Here is a 22,043-nt window from a genome sequence, read left to right as displayed (position 1 = left end):
AGCCGCAGACGGCCGGCGGCACATCGCGGCACTCACCGCGGCCGGGTCACTCCCCGCGCCACCAGTTGAGCAACCGCCGCCAGACGCCCCGCGGGCGCGCCGCCGGTGCCGGTGCCGGACGGTAGGGCTCGGGCACCGCGGGGCTGGGGGCGGTGGTACGCGGCTCGAGTGGCGAAGGCTGCTGCGGCGGGATGGCCAGGGGCCGGGGCGGGCCGTCGACGTCCTGCTGCGGCTTCGGCTCGAAGCGCACGGGCAGGGACACCAGGTGCCGGGAGGCGATGGACGAACGCCAGCGCAACTCCTCCTCCGCGCAGTCGAGCTGGACGTCGGGCAGCCGCATCAGCAGCGCGTCGACGCCGACGTCGGCGATGGCACGGCCGATGTCCTGGCCGGGGCACTCGTGCGGGCCGCCGCCGAAGGCGAGGTGGGAACGGTTGCCCTGCATGCTCGCGGACAGGTCCGGGCGGATGCGCGGGTCGAGGTTGCCCGGCGCGGGCGCGAAGAGCAGGCCGTCGCCCTTGCGGATGCGCTGCCCGCCGAGCTCGGTGTCCTGCTTGGCGTAGTAGCCGAGGACGGTGCTGAACGGCGGCTCGTCCCACAGGGACTGCTCGATCGCCTCCGGCACGGTCATCTGGCCGCCGCTGAGCTGGGCACGGAAGCCGGGCTCGGTGAGGACCATGCGCAGCGCGTTGGCGAGGAGGTTCGCGGTGGCCTCGTAGGCCGCGAAGAGGACGAGCCGCAGGTGTTCGCGGACCTCGTCGTCGGTGAGTCCGGCCGGGTGGGTGACGAGGTGGCTGGTGAAGTCGTCCTCGGGCCGGGCGCGGCGCCGGGTGGTGAGCCGGCTGAGCGCGTCCATGACGTAGGCGTGGCTCTGGATGGCGGTCTCGGTGCCCTTCAGGGCGTCCCGGGCGGCCTGCACCATCCGGTCGTTGTACTCCTCCGGCATGCCGAGGATCTCGCACATGACGGCCATCGGCAGGTGCTCGGCGAACTGGGAGACCAGGTCGGCCCGGCCGCGCTCGCAGAAGCTGTTGACCAGGCCCTGGGTGTAGCGGCCGATGTGGCGGCGCATGCTCCGGTGGTCGATGGTGGCGATGGCGGCGGTGACCGCCGCGCGCAGCCGCTGGTGCTCGTCGCCCTCCGCGTGCGAGCAGATCGGCTGCCAGGCGATGTGCGGCATGAGCGGGTGGTCGGGCTTGACCATGCCGTCGGCCAGCGGGCTCCAGATCCGGCTGTCACGGGTGTACAGGGAGGGGCTGCGCACCATGTGCAGGTTCTCGGCGTGGCCGAGGACCACCCACATGGGCACGTCGTCGTGGAGCAGCACGGGCGCCACGGAGCCGTGCTGTTCGCGCAGCCGCTCGTAGAGGTCGCCCAGGTCCTGCGCGTCGGGGCCGTAGAGCCGGCGCAGCCCGCCGGGGCCGAGGCCGTGCGCGGGGCAGCCCGGCGGCGGGAAGGGGGTGGGGTCGGTGTTGGTCAGGGACGTGGGTTCAGACGTCACGGGGTCGCTCCGGAACGAAAACGGATGTGGGGGTGGACGGTCGGCTGCGGGTCAGGTGAGGGCGCCGGTCAGGGCGATCGAGTGCAGGAAGCGCGTCAGGGTCATCAGGACGTCCTTGCTGGAGGCCCGGCGGCGTACGTCGCACTCGATGATCGGGATCTCCGGGGTCAGGTCGAGCGCGGTGCGCAGTTCCTCGAGGGGGTAACGGGGAGCGTCGGGGAAGGAGTTGACGGCGACGACGAAGGGGACGCCGCGTTCCTCCAGCCGGCCCATGACGTCGAAGCTGACTTCCAGGCGCCGGGTGTCGACGAGGACGACGGCGCCGAGCGCGCCTTCGAACAGGCCGTTCCACAGGAACCAGAAGCGCTCCTGGCCGGGGGTGCCGAAGAGGTAGAGCACCAGCTTGTCGGTGATGCTGATGCGGCCGAAGTCCATGGCCACGGTGGTGGCGGTCTTGGATTCGGACCCGTAGTTGTCGTCCACGCCGATACCGGCCTGGGTCATGGTCTCCTCGGTGGTCAGCGGCCTGATGTCGCTGACGGAGCCGACCATGGTGGTCTTGCCGACACCGAAGCCGCCCACGATCACGATCTTCACCGCGGCCTGGGCCGTGTGCGGCAGATGATCCTCGGTGCGCGGGCCGGGGATGGTGTCAGAGCCTTTGAAGTCCATGCATCACCGCTTCGAGGAGTGAACGGTCGGGTACGACCTGACGGACGATCGGGGCGCGTACCTGTACCAGTTCGGCCGTGATCAGCTCGGTGATCAGGACGGTCATCGCGCTGAACGGCAGGTTCAGGTAGGCCGACAGCTCGGCCACGGACAGGGGGTTGGCGCACAGCCGCAGCACCGCGCCCTGCTCCGGTGAGGCGACCGGCTGGGGAGTGTCGCGCGCCACGATCAAGGTCACCAGGTCGAGTTCGGCGCGTGCGCCGTCCTCGGATCCGGCGACGGTGTACAGCCGTTCGGGGTTCTTGGGCTCGGCCTCCGCGTCGTCCGGTTTCGGCGCGGGGGGCGGCGGGGGCGGCGGAGGCTTCGGCTCGCGCCGTTTGCGTCGTGGAGGAGTCATACGGTCTGCCCGTTCCGCCGGGGCGGACTGGTGAGATGGGCGCCGATCCGTACGACGAGGTCGCGCATCATGCCGCTCATCCGGCCCGGCTCGCAGGTCACGTCGGCGAGCACGGCGAGATAGGCGTTGTCGCCGGCGTTCATGAGGTAGAAGTAGCCGCCGTCGATCTCGAAGACGACGACCTGCATGTCGCCGGCGCCGGGGAGTTCCTTGATGATGGCACCGGCCAGGCTCTGTACGCCCGCGCAGGCGGCGGCCACCCGGTCGGCGGCGTCGGGATCGCCGCCGTAACGGGCGATGCGCAGTCCGTCCGCGGAGAGGACCACGATCATCTCGATGCCCGGCACGCCGTCGTTGAGCTGCTTGAGCATCCAGTCGATGTTGCCTCGCTGCTGGATCACTTGAGGTCCCCCTCGTCGTCAGCCTCGGTGGTGCCCTCGACGGGCTCGTCCGCGTAGTCGTTGAGCAGGTGCACGTACTTTTCCGGGTGCCTTGTGAAGTCGGTCAGTTCGGGCCCGGTGGCGCCCTCGGGCATGCCCTTGCGCAGGCCGTTCCAGAAGTCCTCGATCCCCTGGCCGAGCGGCCGCTCCATGAGCTTCTTGCGCTGGGGGTCCATCTCGGGTTCGGGCTTCGGTTCGGGCCCGGGCTGCGACCAGACGGTGGGCCTGCCCTCGCGCTCGGCCCGCTCGACCTCCGCCTTCTCGGCGAAGCGCTGGCTCAGCGGGGTCTTCATCCGGCTGCGGCGCTGCGGCAGTCCGCCCGCCGTCCACTCCGTGACCTCGGGTACGTCGTCCTCCATGGTGATCCCGGCGGGGATCTTGGGGCTGGTGGGACGACGCCTCTTCGGCGGGCGCTTGGGGCCCTCGACGGCACCGAGCGCGGGCACCGGCGCGCCGGTGGCGCCGATGCCGTGGGCGGCACCGACTCCGGGCTCGGTGGTGGTCATCACGCGCGGCACGATGAGGATCGCGCGGACGCCGCCGTAGGCGGAGGCGCGCAGCGAGACCTCCATGTCGAAGAACTTGCACAGGCGGCCGACGACGGCGAGGCCGAGGCGCGGGTTCTCGCCGAGGTTGTGGGCGTCGTCGCCGTTCTTGGCGTCCTCGATCATCTGCTCGATGCGGGCCCGGGACTCCTCGCTGAGGCTGACCCCCGCGTCCTCGATCTCGATGGCGATGCCGGCCTGCACCTCGGTGGCGTTGACGTGCACCTTCGTCGAGGGCGGCGAGTAGCGGGTGGCGTTGTCGAGGAGTTCGGCGGCGGCATGGATGACCGGCTCGACGGCGGTGCCCTTGATGTTGATGTTGACGATGGAGTTCAGCTGGATGCGGCGGTACTCCAGGATGCGCGACATCGCGCCGCGCAGGGTGCTGTAGAGGGAGACCGGCAGGGGCCACTGGCGGCCGGGGCGGCCGCCGCCGAGCACGGCGATGGTGTCGGCGAGGCGGCCGATCAGCGAGGTGCCGTGGTCGATGCGCAGCAGGTCGTCGAAGACCTCGGGGTTGCGGCCGTGGTCCTCCTCCATCTCCCGCAGTTCGTTGGACTGCTGGTGGACGATGGCCTGGACGCGGCGGGCGATGCTCACGTAGGAGCGCTCGGTGGCGTCGCGCATCGAGATCTCGTGGTCGGCGCCGCGCAGCGCGACGCGGAACATCTCGCGGTACATCTCGGGCAGGCCGCGCAGTTCGGGGTCGGCGTCGTAGGCGTTGACCAGCACGTCCCGCAGCGGTTCTCCGGCGCGCAGCCGCTGCAGGCCGTAGGGGATGACGTCGCCGGCGAAGCGTGCGATCAGCTGGTCGTGGGCGGCGAGCCGGTGCTCCAGATACGCGGTGTGACGGGCGTACTCGGCCTGTTGCTCGCGGAGCCTGCGACCGCGGCGGGCGGCCTCCGCACCCGTGGCGAGGACCAGCAGCAGGGCCAGCGCCCCGAGCGCGCCGACGGCGATGCGGGCCGACGCCGGCGCCAGGGCGACGGCGGCTCCGGTCGCCGCGGCCATCACTATGGCGGGGGGCAACAGCACGCGAGCATAGGGACGTTCGCGGCCGCCGGGAGGCTTCTGAACACTCACCATGGATGCCTTCTGAGACGAATCGGCTGGGTGTCGGGAGAGCATTTGGGGGGAAGGTTCATGGAACTGTTGGGATCTGTCGCATGTTTGGGAACAAGCGCACGAATTGCCTCAACTCGGTGCGCCGCGGGCGAGCTTAGTCCGACCGGATCATCGCCGTGTCATATTCGGCAAGCACCTGAAATCACCCTGCCGACAGGAGTACGCTCGGCGTATTTACACTCTGGGCTACCGTTCGAACGCGTTCGGTAACGGCGAACGGGCCTGCGAAAGCAACCCCCCGTAATGAGTGAAGGGGCCGCAGAAGCAGCCCCTTCACAACACCCCGCACCCGCGAGGCGACCGGTCACCCCACCGACGAGTAGGCGACCACGCCCCGCAGCAACTGATCAACGGCCTTGCGCGCGGCCTTGGCCACGGTCGACCCCTCGGAGACGGCCGCCGCCGAAATCTGGCCCAGCACGTCGATCACCTGCTTGCACCAGCGCACGAAGTCCCCCGCAGGCATCTCCGCCTCGCGCAGCACCTCGTCGAGCCCCTTGCCCGAGGCCCACATGTACGCGGCCCAGGCGAAGCCGAGATCCGGCTCCCGCTGCCCGACGCCCTCGGCCTGGTTGATCCGGAACTCCTCCTCCAGGCCGTCCAGCCGGCCCCAGATCCGCACCATCTCGCCGAGCGCGGCCTTCGCCTTGCCCGAGGGCAGCTTGGGCGCCATCGCGTCGTCACCGACCCGCGCCTCGTACACCAACGCCGAGACACAGGCGGCCAGTTCCGCCGGGCTGAGCCCTTCCCAGACGCCCTCGCGCAGGCACTCACTGGCCAGCAGGTCGAGTTCGCCGTACAGCCGGGCGAGCCGCTTGCCGTGCTCGGTGACCTCGTCGCCGCGCAGATAGTCCAGCTCGGTCAGCAGGGCCACGATTCGGTCGAAGGTCCGCGCGATGGTGTTCGTACGGCCCTCGATCCGGCGCTCCAGCTGCGAGGTGTCGCGCAGCAGCCGGTGGTAGCGCTCGGCCCAGCGGGCGTGGTCCTCACGGTCGTTGCAGCCGTGGCACGGATGGGCGCGGATCGCGGTGCGCAGGCGGGCGATCTCACGGTCGTCGGCGGCCTGCGAGCGCTTCTTGCGGGCCCGCTCCGGGGGAATGTGCCCGGCCTTGCTGCGCAGCGCGGAGGCCAGGTCGCGGCGGGACTGCGGCGAGCGCGGGTTGAAGGACTTCGGGATCCGCATCCGGTCCAGCGGCTCGACCGGCACCGGGAAGTCCATCGAGGCCAGCCGCTTGACCTGCCGTTCGGCGGTCAGGACCAGCGGGCGCGGCCCGTCGTAATGATCGTAGCCGCGGTGGCCGTTGGAACGGCCGGCGGGCAGACCGGGGTCCAGCACCAGGGCCAGACCGGCGTACTTGCCCGTGGGTACGTGGATGACGTCGCCCGGCTTGAGCCGCTCCAGGGCGCCGGCGGCCTCGGCACGCCGCTGGTTGGCGCCCTGCCGGGCCAGCTCGGTCTCCCGGTCCTTCAGCTCGCGGCGCAGTCGCGCGTACTCCTCGAAGTCGCCGAGGTGGCAGGTCATGGAGGCCTTGTAGCCGGCCAGGCCCTCCTCGTTGCGCTGCACCTGGCGGGAGATCCCGACGACCGACTTGTCGGCCTGGAACTGGGCGAAGGAGGTCTCCAGCAGCTCGCGCGAGCGGTGCCGGCCGAACTGGTCGACCAGGTTGACCGCCATGTTGTACGACGGCCTGAAGCTGGAGCGCAGCGGGTAGGTACGGGTGCCCGCGAGACCGGCGAGGTGCTCGGGGCTCATACCGCGCTGCCACAGCACGACCGCGTGCCCCTCGACGTCGATGCCCCGGCGGCCCGCACGGCCCGTCAGCTGGGTGTACTCGCCCGGCGTGATGTCGGCGTGCTGCTCGCCGTTCCACTTGACGAGCTTCTCCAGCACCACCGAACGGGCGGGCATGTTGATGCCCAGGGCGAGGGTCTCGGTGGCGAACACCGCCTTGACCAGGCCGCGGACGAACAGCTCCTCGACGACCTCCTTGAAGGTCGGCAGCATGCCCGCGTGGTGGGCGGCGATGCCCCGCTCCAGGCCCTCCAGCCATTCGTAGTAGCCGAGGACGTGCAGGTCCTCCGGCGCGATGTGGGACGTGCGCTCCTCGACCAGGGCGCGGACCCGGTCCCGCGCCTCCTCGTCGTTGAGCCTCAGGCCCGCGTACAGACACTGCTGCACGGCGGCCTCGCAGGCGGCGCGGCTGAAGATGAAGGTGATGGCCGGAAGCAGACCCTCTGCGTCCAGCCGCTCGATGACCTCGGGGCGGCCCGGCGTCCACACCCGCGACCGCTGTCTGCGCTCCCGCTCCCGGTCGGCCTCGCGCATCGCACGGCCGCGCCGCCGGTCCTGGTACGACGGCCTCGTCGCCTCCATGCGGGCCAGGCGGACGAGGTCGGGGTTGACGGCCTTCTTGTGACCCTCGCCCTCCTCGAACAGGTCGTACATCCGCCGCCCGGCGAGCACGTGCTGGAACAGCGGCACGGGCCGGTGCTCGGAGACGATCACCTCGGTGTCACCGCGGACCGTGTCCAGCCAGTCACCGAACTCCTCGGCGTTGGAGACGGTCGCCGACAGCGACACCAGGGTCACCGACTCGGGAAGGTGGATGATCACCTCTTCCCAGACGGCACCGCGGAAGCGGTCGGAGAGGTAGTGCACCTCGTCCATGACCACGTAGCCGAGGCCGAGGAGGGTCTGGGAGCCGGCGTAGAGCATGTTCCGCAGGACCTCGGTGGTCATCACGACCACCGGGGCCTCGGAGTTCACGCTGTTGTCGCCGGTGAGCAGGCCGACCTTGTCCGTGCCGTAGCGACGGCACAGGTCGGCGTACTTCTGGTTCGACAGCGCCTTGATGGGCGTCGTGTAGAAACACTTCCTGCCCTGTTCGAGGGCGAGGTGGACGGCGAACTCGCCCACGATCGTCTTGCCCGAGCCGGTGGGGGCGGCCACCAGTACGCCCTTGCCCGCGTCGAGTGCCTGGCAGGCCTCGATCTGGAAGGGGTCGAGGCCGAAGTCGTACATCTCGCGGAAGGACGCGAGCGCGGTGGCCTGCTCGGCTGCCCGCCTGCGGGCTGCCGCGTACCGCTCGGCCGGTGAGAGGTCCTCTGTCATCGTGCTTTCGAGCGTACCGGGCGCCACTGACAACAGGACGATCATTATCCGGAAGTGGGCTCATCGACCAGGACGGACCGGCACACGGCGATGCCCCCGCCCTGCGGGGCGGGGGCATCGCGCGCGGCATCGGTGCGGCGCGGGCTCAGGTCACGTCGTCGTAGCCGTTGACCCGGTCCGGGCCCGGCAGCTCGGGAGCGGCGCTCGCGGTCACCGACTCCACCCCGCCGATCTCCTCGGGCGTGAGGTCCAGCTCGGACGCCTCGTCGTCCCCGGGGCCCTCGGCCTCGCGGCGGTCCCGGCGCCGGTCGTTGAGCAGCGCGATGGCCACGGCGATGAAGTAGAGCCCCCAGATCGGCGCCGCCAGCGCCAGCATCGTCATCGGGTCGGGGCTGGGCGTGGCCACGGCGGAGAAGGCGGTGATGCCGACGACCATGCCGCGCCACCAGCCCAGCATGCGCCGCCCGGACAGGACGCCGGTGAGGTTGAGCATGACCAGCAGCAGGGGCATCTCGAAGGCGAGGCCGAAGACGACGATCATGCGGGTGACCAGGTCCAGCAGATCGTCCAGCGGCAGCAGGTTCTCAGCACCGGAGGGCGTGAGGTCGATCATCACCCGCGCCGTGGTGGGCAGCACGTGGAACGCGAGGTAGCCGCCGCCCAGGAAGAGCGGGAAGCCGAAACCGACGAACGCGTACGCGTACTTCTTCTCGTGACGGTGCAGACCCGGCGCGACGAACGCCCACAGCTGGTAGAGCCAGACCGGCGACGCGAGCACGACACCGGCCATCAGGGCGACCTTCAGGGCCAGGGTGAACGGCGCCAGCAGGCCGCTGACGGTGATGTGCGCGCAGTGGACGTTCTTGGACTTGGCCAGCTCACCGAAGGACTGGTGGCAGCCGATCTCGTCGAGCACCGGCTGGGTGATGAAGTTGACGATGTCCCTGTAGAAGAACGCGGCCACGATCGTGACGACCAGGATCGCCAGGACACCCTTCGCGAGCCGGTTGCGCAGCTCACGCAAGTGATCCGCGAGCGGCATCCGCCCCTCGGGATCCCTCTCCTTCTTGCGGGCAGACTTGAGCAACCCACATCCTCATCTCGTGCAGCGGGCCGGATAGCCCCGGCCCTCGCGTCAGCGCTGGGTCGTGTCCGTCGGCTCGTTGACCGGCCGGGAGCTGGTCACGTCGCCGGGGGCGGCCTGGATCGTGCGCTGAGCCGGAGCGGGCTCCTCGGCGGACTGGGCGGTACCGGCGGGCTGCTTGCCGTCGTCCTTCATCGCCTTGGCCTCGCTCTTGAGGATGCGCGCGGACTTGCCGAGCGAACGCGCCATGTCCGGGAGCTTCTTGGAGCCGAACACGAGCAGGATCACCAGAACGAGGAGCAGCAGGTGCCACGGCTCAAGTCCGTTGCGGAACATAAATCTTCACCTTCTCACCGAGGCGGGGCGGCGGGGCTTGTCCGACAGGTCGGACAAGTGTCTGACCATCGTGCTGGCAGCGATCGTAACGCCCTGGGATGAACGGTGGACAATCCCCGTGCGTACTCCCGCTCCGCGGACCGCGCCTCGTTCTCCGGGCCGCGACCAGCAGCGTACCTGGCCGGACCGGCCAGGTGACAGGGCGAAGTGACCCAAAGCGCATGACGTAACGCAATCACAGCGTATCCACGGCACGGGCCGCGCTGACGGCCGCCCGCTCCAGGTCCTCCGCGGCCCTGTTGATACGGCTCGCGGAGTCCGCGACCTGCTGCCCGAGGCGCCGCGCCTCCAGGAAGACCCGGACGGCGAGCACCCCCAGCACAGCGAGACCCAGGAAACCCAGCGCTACCGCGAACATCGGCCAGAACATGACGTCGAGACTAGACGGTGGTGTGCAGCCGCAGCGTCCGGACCCCGCCGCCGGTGAGCAGCTCGACGATGCGTTCCCCGGCGGGCTTGCGGACGGCGGCACCGCACTCGGGGCAGGTGAAGGAGTAGAACGTCGTCCGGCTGGTGGCGCCGATGGCGAGGCGCAGCGCGCTCGCGGCGAGCTCGAAACGGCCCCGGCACTCCGGGCAGCCCGCCTTGAACACCACGGGGGCCACTCTCCTCATCCCGGCGAAAGCGGCCGCCACCGTCATCTCACCCACACCGGACACCGGAGACTCGCTCACAGCCCTCGCTCCTTCTTCTGGTCGCTCGCCGGCCGGCGACGCGCCGTTCCCGTCTGCTGGGCCGGCCGCTCCCAGCGCGGCGGAACCGCACCTCGGCACGGCCCCGCGCCCCGTCGGGCGCCTGCCTCACCGCGGCGCCGTGTCGTACGCCGCCAGTGCCTCCGCAGCCGCCCTCCGGGCGCTCTCGGCCAGCTCCGGCGGGGAGACGATCCGGCCGTCGCGGCCGAGCCGCAGCGCCAGCCGGCGCAGGGAGGCCGGATCGGGGGTCCGCAGAGTGATACGCAACCCGCCGTCGGGAAGCTCATCGGCGCTGTCGTGCGGGTAGTACTCGGCCACCCAGCGACCGCCCGGACCGACCTCGACGACGACCTCCGGGTCCTCGGCGGCCGGCTGCACCAGGGCCTCGGACAGGTCCCGCAGCTCGATCTCGGGCGGCGCGGACGGCTCGTCCAGGATCCTGATCTCCGCGACCCGGTCCAGCCGGAAGGTGCGCCGGGCCTCGGAGCGGCGGCACCACGCCTCCACATAGGTGTGGCCGACGCTGACCAGGCGGATGGGGTCGATCTCCCGCTCGGTGACCTCGTCACGGGCCGGGGAGTAGTAGCGGATCCACAGCCGGCGGCGCTCGGAGATCGCCCGGTCGACGTCGGCGAAGACCCCACCCTCGGACTCGAAGGTCACCGACAGCCGGGAACTCGCGCCGGCGACCTCACCGGCGGCGGCCTCCACCTTGGCGGTGGCCCGCAGCAGGGCCTGCCGGTCGCCCTCGCGCAGGCCCGGCAGGGTCGCCACCGCGCGGGCGGCCACCAGCAGGGCCGTGGCCTCGTCGGCGGCGAGCCGCAGCGGCTCGGCCGCCTCCTCGCCGAGCGCGGCCGGATTGTGCCACCAGATGCGCTCACCGTCGGTGTCGATGTCCAGCAGATCGCCGCCGCGGAAGCTGGTCCCGCACATGGGCAGCAGATCGAGATCGGCGACCAGCTCGTCCTCGGTGATGCCGAAGGCACGCGCGACGTCCGCGATCCGCGCACCGGGGCGCTCCCGCAGATACGTCACCAGGGAGAGCATCCGCCGGGTCTGGTCGATCGCGTTCACGGGCCTGACCGGTTTGCCTGCCACAGTCCTGCTCCCCCTCAGCCCTTCGCCACGGCACGCAGCCGGTCCACCACGTCCGCGCGCAGCTCGGCCGGCTCCAGGACGACCACGTCCGGCCCGAACTCCACCAGCCAGGCGTCCAGTCCGTGCCCGTACGGAATCTCCAACTCGTCCCAGCCGTCACCGAGTTCCCGGACCGCGGTGGCCTTCGCCCGCAGGGGGTAACCGGCGCCGGACCGCAGCCGGATCAGGGCCGTACCGTCGGCGATCTCACCCGCCCAGCTCGCGACGGTCTCCCGGACGGTGACGACGTCGGGCACCGGAGCGGTGAAACCCGTACCACGCGCACGCACCCGGCCGGTGATCCGGGAGAGCCTGAAGACGCGCTCGGCACCCCGGCCCCGGTCGAAACCGGCCAGGTACCAGTGCCCGCGCCAGCACTCCAGCGCCCATGGCTCCACATGCCGGGGCTCGGGACGGGCCGCGGAGGCCTTGCGGTAGTCGAAGACGACCGGACGGCGGTCCCGGCAGGCCAGCATCAGCGGCTCGAAGGCGGCCTCGTGCACCGGGATACGGGGCTCCAGCGCGCCGTGCGCCTCGTACGGGTCGACGTCCTCGGGGAGCCCTGCCGCGCGCAGCTTCTGCAGCGCACCGCTGGCGGCGCCGGCGAGACGGGCCTGCTGCCACACCTTCGCGGCCAGCCCGAGCGCCGCGGCCTCCTCGGCGTCCAGGGTGATCGGCGGCAGGCGGTTGCTGTCACGGCGGGCGAGATAGCCCACCTCGCCGTCCAGGTTCTCCACCGTCTCGATGACCAGGCCCAGCTCCCGCAGGTCGTCCTTGTCCCGCTCGAACATGCGGTTGAAGGAGTCGTCCGCCCCGGCCACACCTTTCTCCGGCCTGGCGGCCTCGACGTAGGCCTCGATCGAATCGCGCAGCTCGCGCTTGCTGAGCGGCCGACGGGTGCCGAGCAGACACAGCGCGAGGTTCATCAGCCGCTCGGCCTTGGCAATGGCCATCGACGCCCTTCGCCTTTCCTCTGGTGCTTCCGAGCGATGACCGTACCGCTCCGCAGTGCGGCGGCAAAGCCGAGGGCCCATGCCCGAGCAGGCATGGGCCCCAGGTGATCGGATCCGGTCGCACCCGGCCGGTCGACCGGGCGTGGACCGCGTGGACCAGACCGGCGTCAGACGCCGAGCAGGTCCACCACGAAGATCAGGGTCTCGCCCGGCTTGATCAGCGGGGTCGGGCTCTGGTCGCCGTAGGCGAGGTGGGCGGGGATGGTCAGCTGACGGCGACCGCCGACCTTCATGCCCTGCACACCCAGGTCCCAGCCCTTGATGACACGGCCCCCGCCGAGCGGGAAGCGGAACGGAGTGCCCCGGTTCCAGCTGGCGTCGAACTCCTCGCCCGTGCTGAAAGCGACACCCACATAGTGGACGGTGACGGTCTGACCCGCCTGCGCCACCGGCCCGTCGCCCTCCCAGATGTCCTTGATCTCAAGGTCCGCCGGGGGCTCGCCGCCCGGGAAGTCGATCTCGGGCTTCTCGATGCTCACGTCAAAAGCTCCTGCTTGTGTACGACACGAAACGTGGACAGTCTTTCATCTCCGCACCCCCGCCGCCCGCCGCCCGCCACGGCCGCCCCTGCTACACCGCCGCGAGGATGTCCACCGTGAACACCAGCGTCGACCCCTTCTTGACGACACCACCGCTCGGCGGAGTGTCGCCGTAACCCAGCTCCGGCGGCACCACGATCAGCACCCGGCTGCCCACCTTCTTGCCGGTCAGCCCCTGCGCCAGCCCCTTGACCGCCTGCTGCAGCTGCGCCAGCGCGAACTGGGCGAGCCGGCCCGAGCCGTACGTCCGCTGGAAGGTTTTGCCACTGTCCCAGACCAGCCCCTGGAACTGGCACAGCACCGCCTGGTCCGCCTTCAGCTCGGGACCGTCCCCCTCCAGGACGTACGTCGAGACCAGCTTCTTCGGCGGATCCGTCTTCGGCACGGTCACCTTGGGCGCATCGCCGTCCGTGTTGGTGCCCACCTTGGGCAGCGCCGTGTCCGTCTGCGCGACCGGCTTGCCCTTGGCCGAACTCTTCGAGTTGAAGGAATCGATCACATCGATGACGAACACCAGCGTGTCCGTCCCCTTGATGCCCGCCCGCGGCTCACCCGACTTGCCGTAACCCCAGGTGGGCGGCACCGCGATCTGGACACGGCTGCCGACCTTCTTGCCCGCCAGCGCATACCGCCAGCCGTCGATGACCTGGCCCTGGGCGAGCGGCAGCACCAGCGGCTGCTTCTTGTCGTAGGAGTTGTCGAAGACCTTGCCCGTGTCCCAGATCTGTCCCAGGTAGTTCGCCTGGATGAAGTCGTTCTCCGCGATCGCACCGCCACTGCCCGCGATCACCGTCTTCACCGCCAGGTCCTTCGACGGCTCACCCGACCCCTTGGCCACGGTCGGCTTCTCACCGAACTTCGTACCCGCCGTGATCGCCGGCAGGGGCCCCGCCACGATCTTCGGCGGAGGCGGCGCGGACACCGACGGCGAGGCACTCGCCTTGCCGGAATCGGACTTGCCGCCACCGCAACCGGCAACAGTGACCAGTCCTGCGGGTACGGCAGCGAGGAGGAGAGAGCGTCGGCGCACGGAAGAGCCTCGTAATCGGTCGGTCCTGTGATGGCGTGCGCGCAACTCTACGGCGAGAGAAGGGCGCCGTACGGGAAACGTACGACGCCCGTGTGGCGTTCCGGCATTGCACACCCGAAACGCACGACCCACCGCTTTCCCCTACATTCCGGCGATCAGCTTCTCCACCCGGTCGTCCACCGAACGGAACGGGTCCTTGCACAACACGGTGCGCTGCGCCTGGTCGTTGAGCTTCAGATGCACCCAGTCGACCGTGAAGTCCCTGCGCTGTTCCTGTGCCCGCCGGATGAAGTCACCGCGCAACCGCGCACGAGTCGTCTGCGGCGGAACCGACTTGCCCTCGAAGATCTTCAAGTCATTGCAGACCCGAGCCGCTTGCCCCTTCTTCTCCAGCAGGTAGTACAGGCCACGACGGCGATGGATGTCGTGGTAGGCGAGGTCTATCTGAGCGACCCGCGGATGCGACATCGTCATGTTGTGCTTGGCCCGGTACCGCTCGATGAGCTTGTACTTCATCACCCAGTCGATCTCGGTGGCGATCCGGTCGAGTTCCTCGCTCTCGATCGCCTCCAGCGTGCGACCCCACAGCTCCAGGACCTGCGCGACCGTCCCCGTGCGGATACCACGGCGGTCGCAGAAGTCCACGGCCTTGTCGAAGTACTCCCGCTGCACCTCCAGCGCCGAGGCCTCCCGGCCACTGGCCAGCCGCACCTTGCGCCGGCCGGTGATGTCATGACTGACCTCACGGATCGCCCGGATCGGGTTCTCCAGGGTCAGATCACGCATCACGGTGCCCGCCTCGATCATGCGCAGCACCAGGTCCGTGGCCCCGACCTTCAGCAGCATCGTCGTCTCGGACATGTTCGAGTCACCGACGATGACATGCAGCCGGCGGTACCGCTCGGCGTCCGCGTGCGGCTCGTCGCGGGTGTTGATGATGGGCCTCGAACGGGTCGTCGCCGAGGACACACCCTCCCAGATGTGCTCCGCGCGCTGGCTGACGCAGTACACCGCACCGCGCGGCGTCTGCAGCACCTTCCCCGCCCCGCACAGCAGCTGCCGCGTCACCAGGAACGGGATGAGGATGTCCGCGAGCCGCGAGAACTCCCCGTGCCGGGCCACCAGATAGTTCTCGTGACAGCCGTAGGAGTTGCCCGCCGAGTCCGTGTTGTTCTTGAACAGGTAGACGTCGCCCGCGATTCCCTCCTCGTGCAGGCGTCGCTCCGCGTCCACCAGGAGTCCCTCGAGAATGCGCTCGCCGGCCTTGTCGTGGGTGACCAGTTCGATCACGTTGTCACATTCGGGTGTCGCGTATTCCGGATGTGAGCCCACGTCGAGATAGAGCCGGGCGCCGTTTCGCAGAAAGACATTGCTGCTGCGGCCCCATGACACGACACGGCGGAAGAGGTACCGCGCCACCTCGTCAGGAGACAGGCGCCGCTGTCCCCTGAACGTGCACGTGACGCCGTACTCGTTCTCCAGCCCGAAAATGCGGCGGTCCATGACTGAACATTACGCCCGATCCCCTGAGCTGAAACGGGGTTCGACAGCACGATTTGGATCAGTTTCCGATGAAGACGCAACAACCCCACCCCGCGCGGGAGCTGCGAGGACCCGCCCCGTGGCGAGCAGCACCAGCAACGACACGGCCCCCGCCGCACCCGGAACCACGAAACCCCACACCGTGCCACCGGCCTGGACCACCGGCCCCGCCACCCCCGTCCCCACCGAAGCACCCACCGTGAACGTCGTCACAAGCCAGGAGAAAGCCTCGGTGACCGTCCCCGTCGGCGCATGCCGGTCCACGATGATGAACGCACAGGCGATGCACGGCGCCAGGAACACCCCCGACACCACCGCGAGCAGCACCATCGCCACCGCACCCGGCGTCAGCGTCAACGGCAGATAACACACCGCCAGAAGTGCCACCAGCACCCGCAGTCGCCGCTCCGGCACACCCGCCCACTGACGCGCCCCGTACACCGTGCCACCGGCCAGCGCCCCCAGACCCAGCCCCGCCATCATCCAGCCGTACACCGCGTCACCACCATGACCGTCCGCGTACGACACCGACGCCACCGTGATCGAACCCAGCGCCATACCGACGAACAGAAACGCACCGAGCAGCGCCAGCAGCCCCGGCGAGCGCAGCGCACCCAGCCAGTGCGCCTCACGCGGAGCCGACCGCCACGCGCGCGAAGGCGGCGAAACCACCACCGACAGCGCACCCAGCACCCCCAGAAGACTGAGCACCAGCAGAGCGGCACGCTCGTCCCACAGCGACACGCACAGCGTCACCAGCAGCGGCCCGACCGTGAACATGATCTCCTGCGCGATCGCGTCCATGGCGTACGCCGTGTGCACCTGCTCCTCCCCGCGCAGCACCGACGGCCACAGGGCCCGCAGCCCCCCTTCCAGCGGCGGCGTGAACAAACCGGCCGCCGCCACCGCCGCATACGCGAGCGGCAACGGATCGGTACCGCAGAACGCGAAGAACGTCATCGACAGCGCCGCCAGGACCGCCGCCGGCAACTGGACCCGCGGCTGGCCATGCAGGTCGACCAGCCGTCCCAGCACCGGCTGACCCACGGCGTTCGCCACGCCGTAGACCGCGGCGAGGGCGCCGGCGAGGCTGTAGGTGCCGCCCTCGGCCCGGACGAACAGCACCAGGGCGATCGCCGCGGTCGCGTTGGGGAGCCGGCCCACCAGCGTGCCGGTGAGCAGCCGCAGCGCGTGCCTCGCCCGGAGTATCTCCAGATATCCCGTGGCCATGTGCTGCCCTCCAGCGACTCGGCAGGGCACCGCGACGCCCCGGCGTTTTACGTATAACCCCTCCGTCCATACGTACCATGTGCGCTGTTCACACGTCCAGACGAAAGAGGCAGGCCCACGGTGGCACGCAGCAGCACGCGCCCGACCAGCCGGGACGTCGCCCAGGCGGCCGGAGTCTCCCAAGCCGCCGTCTCCCTCGTCCTCGGCGACAAATGGCGCGGCCGCGTCTCCGAAACCACCGCCGAACGCGTCCGCGAAGCCGCACGCGACCTCGGCTACCGCCCCAACCTCGCCGCCCGCAATCTCCGCCTCGGCCGCACCCGCACCGTCCTGCTCGTCGTCCCCGCACTCACGACCGAGTTCTTCGCCGGCGTCTACACCGGCGCCGCCAGAGTCGCCGCCGAAAACGGCTTCGGCGTCGTCCTCTACCCCTCCCCCGAAGGCATCGGCCCCGCCCGCGACCCCTTCGCCTCGGCCCAGGCCGCCCTGGACGGGGTCATCGCCTCCTCCATGGCCGCCGACGCCCTCACCGCCATCCACGGCGACCAACTCCCCCTCGTCATGCTCGACAGCGACCCCACGGGCAGCCTCGGCGCCGCCACCGTCAACCTCGACATCACCGACGGCATCCGCCAGATCACCGAACACCTCCTCGGCCTCGGCCACCGCCGCATCCTCCACCTCGCCGCCGACGTACCCTCCTGGACCTTCGAGGTACGCGCGCGTGAGCTGGCAGCACGCATGGCAGCCGTACCGGGCACCGACGTACGCACCGCCCGGGCCCCCATCTCCATCGAAGGAGCCCTGGCCGCCACCGAGACCGCACTCACCACACCCGGACCCCGGCCCACCGCCATCGTCTGCGACGACGACAAACTCGCCGCCGGCGCCTACAAAGCCCTCCGCCGCCTCGGCCTGCGCATCCCCGACGACATCTCCGTCACCGGCGTCGACGACCTCGGCCTCGCCACCGCCATCGACCCCGAACTCACGACCGTACGACTCGACGCCGAACTGTTCGGAGAACACGGCATGCGCGCCCTGCTGGCCGTACTCGACGGCCGGGAGCCCCAGAGCGGGGACATCCCCGTCCGGCTGGTCGTCCGGGGCTCCACGGCCCCGCCACGGGCGGCCTAGGGGGGTTCGTCCGGATCAGCCCGGCGGCCGGCACAAACGCCGTGTGCCCCGGCCAGAACAACGGCCGGGGCACACGACAAGAGGCGAGGCGACGATTCACTCCTCCTCGGAGCCGTCCTCCTCCTCGGAGCTCTCCGCCTCGGTCGCCGCACCGTCCGCCGCCAGCAGACGGGACAGCTGACGGCCCACGATCCGCTTGAACTTCCGCTTCTGCGGACGCGTACGGTCCAGCACCGCCACCTCCAGACGCTCCGCGGGAATCTCCCGCTCGCTGCCGTTGGTGTCCCGTGACAGAGCCTGCACGGCCAGCTTCAGCGCCTCGGCGAGACTCATCCCGTCACGGTGACGCTGATCCAGGAAACTGCTGATCTGCTCCGCGTTTCCGCCCACCGCGACCGAGCCGTGCTCGTCCACGATCGAACCGTCGTGCGGCAACCGGTAGATCTGGTCACCCCCGGGGGTCTCCCCCACCTCGGCGACGACCAGCTCCACCTCGTAGGGCTTCTCGGCCGCCGAGGAGAAGATCGTGCCGAGGGTCTGGGCGTAGACATTGGCGAGCCCACGGGCGGTCACGTCATCCCGGTCATAGGTGTAACCGCGCAGGTCGGCGTACCGCACACCACCGATCCGCAGGTTCTCGTACTCGTTGTACTTGCCGGCGGCAGCGAAACCGATCCGGTCATAGATCTCGCTGAACTTGTGCAGCGCCCGGGACGGGTTCTCACCGACGAACACGATGCCGTCGGCGTACTGCATGACCACCAGACTGCGGCCACGGGCGATGCCCTTCCGGGCGTACTCCGCCCGGTCGGCCATGGCCTGCTGAGGTGAGACATAGAACGGCGTCGACACCGGTTATCCGTCCCTTTCTGTCATGGTCACTGGATCACCTTGATAAGAACCGGGCCCGTGCTCAGAGCAGGGCGGCCTTGGGGCCGTCCGGCTCCTCCAGGCGCCGCTGGAGCACCGCGCGGGACAGCTCGGACGACTCGTCCTCGGTGAGCCGGCGGAAACCGTCCTCGGTGATCACGGTGATGATCGGGTAGATCCGGCGGGCGACATCGGGACCACCGGTCGCCGAGTCGTCGTCAGCCGCGTCATAGAGGGCCTGCACCACCAGCGTGGTCGCCTGCTCCTCGGTCAGGTCGTCACGGAACAGCTTCTTCATCGCACCCCGCGCGAAGATCGAGCCGGAGCCGGTCGCCGCGAAATTGTGCTCCTCGCTGCGGCCGCCCGTGACGTCGTAGGAGAAGATGCGACCCCGCTCCCGGTCCAGGTCATACCCCGCGAAGAGCGGAACCACAGCCAGACCTTGCATGGCCATGCCCAGATTCGAACGAATCATCGTCGACAGCCGGTTCGCCTTGCCCTCCAACGACAGCTGCGCACCCTCGACCTTCTCGAAGTGCTCCAGCTCCAGCTGGAAGAGCTTGACCATCTCCACGGCCAGGCCGGCGGTGCCGGCGATACCGACCGCCGAGTACTCGTCCGCCGGGAACACCTTCTCGATGTCCCGCTGGGCGATGACGTTGCCCATGGTGGCGCGGCGGTCACCGGCGAGCACGACCCCTCCGGGGAAAGTGGCGGCGACGATCGTCGTCCCGTGCGGGGCCTCGAGCACACCCTGCGTGGGCGGCAGCTGCCGCTTGCCGGGCAGCAGCTCCGGCTGGTGCTCGGAGAGGAAGTCCATGAAGGAGGAGGACCCTGGCGTCAGGAAGGCAGCTGGTAGACGCCCGGTGCTACGAGTGTTGGCTTCCACAAGTTTCCTTCCAGATAGGCGGCGGCTCGGCGTACGACTTCGGGGTCGTCCCTCAACAGGCCGAGGCCGGAATTGCAGTTGAAGCACAGTACGCCACGGACCCTACCCGCCTTGTGGCAGTGATCCACATGTACAGCGGGGGCAGCCAGGCAGATCGGGCAGAGGCCTCGCCGAGAAACGATCATCGCGTCGCGCTCGGCTTCAGTGAGGCCATACTTGCGGTTGAAGTAGCTGGCCCGATCCCGCTCGGCGCGGCGCGCCCGGCAGTAAGCCCAACCGTCGGACGAGGTCCTGTTCCGCTCCCACTCCGCGTGCGGCTTCACAACGCCGCACTGCGGACACCGCTTGTGACCCGGCGGTACGAAGACCTTCTCCCGCACCTTCTTACCCTTGGCCTCCTGGCGCTGCCGGTAGTACTCGGCGGAGCACTCCTTGCAGTAGGCCTGAAGGCCATCGGACATGGACCTGTTGCTGGCGAACGCTGCCCTCGGCAGGTGCTCCCTACACCGCGAGCAGCGTTTCACTCCAGACTCTTCGCTCACTCCACCGCTCCCCCTGAGCCTTCGATCCGAAGGCAAAAAGACCTACTGGCCTCCCTTTTGAACGAAGGACCTCACGAAATCCTCTGCGTTCTCCTCCAAGACATCGTCAATCTCGTCCAGCACGGAGTCCACGTCGTCGCTCAGCTTCTCGTGCCGCTCCTTGAGGTCCTCCGAGGCCTGCGCGTCCTGCGCCTGCTCCTCGACCTCTTCGGTGGACCGCGTCGCCTTCTGCTGGCCGCCGCCGGTGTCCTTGGTTGCCATAACCCTCACCCCGCTCAGTTCGCCTGCCGATCGGTGATGATCAGACCCTACAAGCCGGGTCCGACATCGGCCCCGCAGTTTCCACAACGTGCGGGGGCCACCTCGATGATTCCCGGGCGGGAGGATTTCCACCCTGCCCGCCCGGGGCGGTACGAGTACCCGCCGATCCCGCCGTTGATCGCGCTCAGCCGCCTGACAGGACCCTGACCAGGTCTTCCGCCGTGCGGCAGCGGTCCAACAGCTCCTTGACGTGATTTCGCGTTCCGCGTAGTGGTTCCAGGGTTGGGACGCGCTGGAGCGAGTCCCGGCCGGGGAGGTCGAAGATGACCGAGTCCCAGCTCGCCGCCGCCACGTCGTCGGCGTACTGCTCCAGGCAGCGGCCGCGGAAGTACGCGCGTGTGTCCTCAGGCGGCTTCGTACGGGCCCTGTCGACCTCGGACTCGTCCAGCAGGCGCTTGACGCGGCCGCGGGCCACGAGGCGGTTGTAGAGGCCCTTCTCGGCGCGTACGTCGGCGTACTGGAGGTCGACGAGGTGGAGGCGGGCGGCGTCCCAGTCGAGGCTGTCGCGGCGGCGGTAGCCCTCCATCAGTTCGCGTTTGGCGACCCAGTCCAGTTCGCCGGCGAGGCTCATCGGGTCGTTCTCGAGCCGTGTGAGGGTGTCCTCCCAGCGGGTGAGGACGTCCTTGGTCTGTTCGTCGGCGTCGGCGCCGTAGCGTTCCTCGACGTATTTGCGGGACAGCTCGTAGTACTCCATCTGGAGCTGGACCGCGGTCAGGGTCCTGCCGCTACGGAGCGTGATCAGGCGTTTCAGTGACGGGTCGTGGGAGACCTGGTGCAGGGTCCGCACGGGCTGGTCGACCGCCAGGTCCACCGCGATGAAGCCGTCCTCGATCATGGACAGCACCAGGGCGGTGGTGCCGAGCTTGAGGTACGTCGAGATCTCGGAGAGGTTCGCGTCTCCGATGATCACGTGGAGGCGGCGGTATTTCTCCGCGTCGGCGTGGGGTTCGTCCCGGGTGTTGATGATGGGGCGCTTGAGGGTCGTCTCCAGGCCGACCTCGACTTCGAAGTAGTCGGCGCGCTGGCTGATCTGGAAGCCGTGTTCGTGGCCGTCCTGGCCGATGCCGACGCGGCCGGCGCCGGTGACGACCTGGCGGGAGACGAAGAAGGGCGTGAGGTGGCGCACGATGTCCGAGAAGGGGGTTTCCCGCTTCATCAGGTAGTTCTCGTGTGTGCCGTAGCTGGCGCCCTTGTTGTCGGTGTTGTTCTTGTAGAGGTGGATGGGCTGGGCGCCGGGGAGCTGGGCCGCCCGCTCCGCCGCTTCGGCCATGATGCGTTCGCCGGCCTTGTCCCAGAGGACGGCGTCGCGGGGGTTGGTGACCTCCGGGGCGCTGTACTCCGGGTGGGCGTGGTCGACGTAGAGCCGTGCGCCGTTGGTGAGGATGACGTTGGCGAGGCCGATGTCCTCGTCGGTGAGCTGGCTGGCGTCGGCGGCCTCCCGCGCGAGGTCGAAGCCTCGCGCGTCTCGGAGCGGGTTTTCCTCCTCGAAGTCCCAGCGGGCCCGGCGGGCCCGGTGCATCGCCGCCGCGTAGGCGTTGACGATCTGGGATGAGGTGAGCATGGCATTGGCGTTGGGGTGGCCGGGGACGGAGATCCCGTACTCCGTCTCGATGCCCATTACTCGCCGTACGGTCATGCGGCCCTCCTTGCCCGGCGGCACCCTCGGTCGTGGGTGCCGCTCACGTACCGCTGGCGCTCCGGTGCGTGCGCGGTGCCCGTCCCCGCACTGCGCGACTCGGCGGTAGGAACGAGCCTAGAACGCCTTTGCGCTGGTGGGGAGATCATTTGCGTCATTGCATGCTCCGGTCGTGGCCTGAAAAACGCAACGG

At 69.6% G+C, this 22,043-nt stretch carries 22 protein-coding genes; 1 reads left to right on the top strand and 21 read right to left on the bottom strand.

The window, feature by feature from the left end; genetic code table 11:
* Window positions 1–46 precede the first annotated feature (46 nt).
* The 16 genes from ACWC94_RS28040 to ACWC94_RS27965 form a co-directional block, all read right to left on the bottom strand.
* Complete coding sequence (locus ACWC94_RS28040; RefSeq protein ID WP_450799880.1) at window positions 47–1,501, bottom strand: cytochrome P450; 1,455 nt, start codon at window positions 1,499–1,501, stop codon at window positions 47–49.
* A 51-nt stretch (window positions 1,502–1,552) separates the two neighbouring features.
* Window positions 1,553–2,173 (bottom strand): GTP-binding protein, encoded by a 621-nt coding sequence (locus ACWC94_RS28035; RefSeq protein ID WP_450799879.1) that lies wholly within the window; start codon window positions 2,171–2,173, stop codon window positions 1,553–1,555.
* Complete coding sequence (locus tag ACWC94_RS28030; protein ID WP_450799878.1) at window positions 2,154–2,570, bottom strand: DUF742 domain-containing protein; 417 nt, start codon at window positions 2,568–2,570, stop codon at window positions 2,154–2,156. The genes ACWC94_RS28035 and ACWC94_RS28030 overlap by 20 nt, the downstream gene beginning before the upstream one ends.
* On the bottom strand, window positions 2,567–2,971 hold the full coding sequence (locus ACWC94_RS28025) for a roadblock/LC7 domain-containing protein (RefSeq protein ID WP_351242683.1): 405 nt from the start codon (window positions 2,969–2,971) through the stop codon (window positions 2,567–2,569). Before ACWC94_RS28025 ends, ACWC94_RS28030 begins: the two co-directional genes overlap by 4 nt.
* The gene (locus ACWC94_RS28020; protein ID WP_450799877.1) at window positions 2,968–4,641 is read right to left on the bottom strand and encodes a sensor histidine kinase; all 1,674 of its coding nucleotides are present in this window, start codon (window positions 4,639–4,641) and stop codon (window positions 2,968–2,970) included. The genes ACWC94_RS28025 and ACWC94_RS28020 overlap by 4 nt, the downstream gene beginning before the upstream one ends.
* Window positions 4,642–4,984: 343 nt before the next feature.
* A complete protein-coding gene (locus ACWC94_RS28015) occupies window positions 4,985–7,837 on the bottom strand; it encodes a DEAD/DEAH box helicase (RefSeq protein WP_450799876.1) in 2,853 nt (950 codons plus the stop codon).
* A 100-nt stretch (window positions 7,838–7,937) separates the two neighbouring features.
* Window positions 7,938–8,879, bottom strand: a complete 942-nt coding sequence (gene tatC, locus ACWC94_RS28010; protein WP_450799875.1) for a twin-arginine translocase subunit TatC — start codon at window positions 8,877–8,879, stop codon at window positions 7,938–7,940.
* A gap of 48 nt (window positions 8,880–8,927) precedes the next feature.
* Window positions 8,928–9,212: a Sec-independent protein translocase subunit TatA gene (gene tatA, locus ACWC94_RS28005; protein ID WP_450799874.1), complete on the bottom strand. Its 285-nt coding sequence runs from the start codon at window positions 9,210–9,212 to the stop codon at window positions 8,928–8,930.
* Window positions 9,213–9,447: 235 nt separating this feature from the next.
* Window positions 9,448–9,642 carry a hypothetical protein gene (locus ACWC94_RS28000; RefSeq protein ID WP_450799873.1) on the bottom strand — a complete coding sequence of 65 codons (195 nt, stop codon included), beginning with the start codon at window positions 9,640–9,642 and terminating at the stop codon, window positions 9,448–9,450.
* A 10-nt stretch (window positions 9,643–9,652) separates the two neighbouring features.
* Complete coding sequence (locus ACWC94_RS27995) at window positions 9,653–9,913, bottom strand: hypothetical protein (RefSeq protein WP_450800000.1); 261 nt, start codon at window positions 9,911–9,913, stop codon at window positions 9,653–9,655.
* Window positions 9,914–10,072: 159 nt separating this feature from the next.
* Entirely contained in the window at window positions 10,073–11,062 is a 990-nt protein-coding gene (locus ACWC94_RS27990; RefSeq protein WP_450799872.1) for a helix-turn-helix transcriptional regulator, read from the bottom strand.
* 14 nt (window positions 11,063–11,076) lie between these two features.
* The gene (locus ACWC94_RS27985) at window positions 11,077–12,054 is read right to left on the bottom strand and encodes a helix-turn-helix transcriptional regulator (RefSeq protein ID WP_450799871.1); all 978 of its coding nucleotides are present in this window, start codon (window positions 12,052–12,054) and stop codon (window positions 11,077–11,079) included.
* A 167-nt stretch (window positions 12,055–12,221) separates the two neighbouring features.
* Window positions 12,222–12,593, bottom strand: coding sequence for an FKBP-type peptidyl-prolyl cis-trans isomerase (locus tag ACWC94_RS27980; RefSeq protein ID WP_450799870.1), 372 nt, complete (start codon window positions 12,591–12,593; stop codon window positions 12,222–12,224).
* Window positions 12,594–12,684: 91 nt separating this feature from the next.
* The gene (locus ACWC94_RS27975; protein WP_450799869.1) at window positions 12,685–13,683 is read right to left on the bottom strand and encodes an FKBP-type peptidyl-prolyl cis-trans isomerase; all 999 of its coding nucleotides are present in this window, start codon (window positions 13,681–13,683) and stop codon (window positions 12,685–12,687) included.
* Window positions 13,684–13,824: 141 nt separating this feature from the next.
* Window positions 13,825–15,186, bottom strand: a complete 1,362-nt coding sequence (gene pafA / locus ACWC94_RS27970) for a Pup--protein ligase (protein ID WP_450799868.1) — start codon at window positions 15,184–15,186, stop codon at window positions 13,825–13,827.
* A 9-nt stretch (window positions 15,187–15,195) separates the two neighbouring features.
* Window positions 15,196–16,455: an MFS transporter gene (locus tag ACWC94_RS27965; RefSeq protein ID WP_450799867.1), complete on the bottom strand. Its 1,260-nt coding sequence runs from the start codon at window positions 16,453–16,455 to the stop codon at window positions 15,196–15,198.
* Window positions 16,456–16,575: 120 nt separating this feature from the next.
* Here ACWC94_RS27965 and ACWC94_RS27960 point away from each other — a divergent pair, with 120 nt between their 5' ends.
* On the top strand, window positions 16,576–17,592 hold the full coding sequence (locus ACWC94_RS27960) for a LacI family DNA-binding transcriptional regulator (protein ID WP_450799866.1): 1,017 nt from the start codon (window positions 16,576–16,578) through the stop codon (window positions 17,590–17,592).
* Between the two features lie 96 nt (window positions 17,593–17,688).
* On the opposite strand, the gene prcA is transcribed toward ACWC94_RS27960, so the two are convergent.
* From prcA to dop, 5 genes are all read right to left on the bottom strand, one after another.
* Entirely contained in the window at window positions 17,689–18,444 is a 756-nt protein-coding gene (prcA, locus tag ACWC94_RS27955; protein WP_450799865.1) for a proteasome subunit alpha, read from the bottom strand.
* Window positions 18,445–18,505: 61 nt separating this feature from the next.
* Window positions 18,506–19,351, bottom strand: coding sequence for a proteasome subunit beta (prcB, locus tag ACWC94_RS27950; RefSeq protein WP_450799864.1), 846 nt, complete (start codon window positions 19,349–19,351; stop codon window positions 18,506–18,508).
* Window positions 19,303–19,893 (bottom strand): endonuclease VII domain-containing protein, encoded by a 591-nt coding sequence (locus tag ACWC94_RS27945; RefSeq protein WP_450799863.1) that lies wholly within the window; start codon window positions 19,891–19,893, stop codon window positions 19,303–19,305. The genes prcB and ACWC94_RS27945 overlap by 49 nt, the downstream gene beginning before the upstream one ends.
* A gap of 42 nt (window positions 19,894–19,935) precedes the next feature.
* A complete protein-coding gene (locus tag ACWC94_RS27940; protein WP_030608326.1) occupies window positions 19,936–20,154 on the bottom strand; it encodes a ubiquitin-like protein Pup in 219 nt (72 codons plus the stop codon).
* A gap of 184 nt (window positions 20,155–20,338) precedes the next feature.
* Window positions 20,339–21,850, bottom strand: coding sequence for a depupylase/deamidase Dop (gene dop, locus ACWC94_RS27935; RefSeq protein WP_450799862.1), 1,512 nt, complete (start codon window positions 21,848–21,850; stop codon window positions 20,339–20,341).
* Window positions 21,851–22,043: the final 193 nt, after the last annotated feature.

The sequence above is a fragment of the Streptomyces sp. NPDC001135 genome (genome assembly GCF_053598395.1).
The sequence above is the reverse complement of the archived record's forward strand: the minus strand, read 5'-3'. Positions and strand labels throughout refer to the sequence as shown.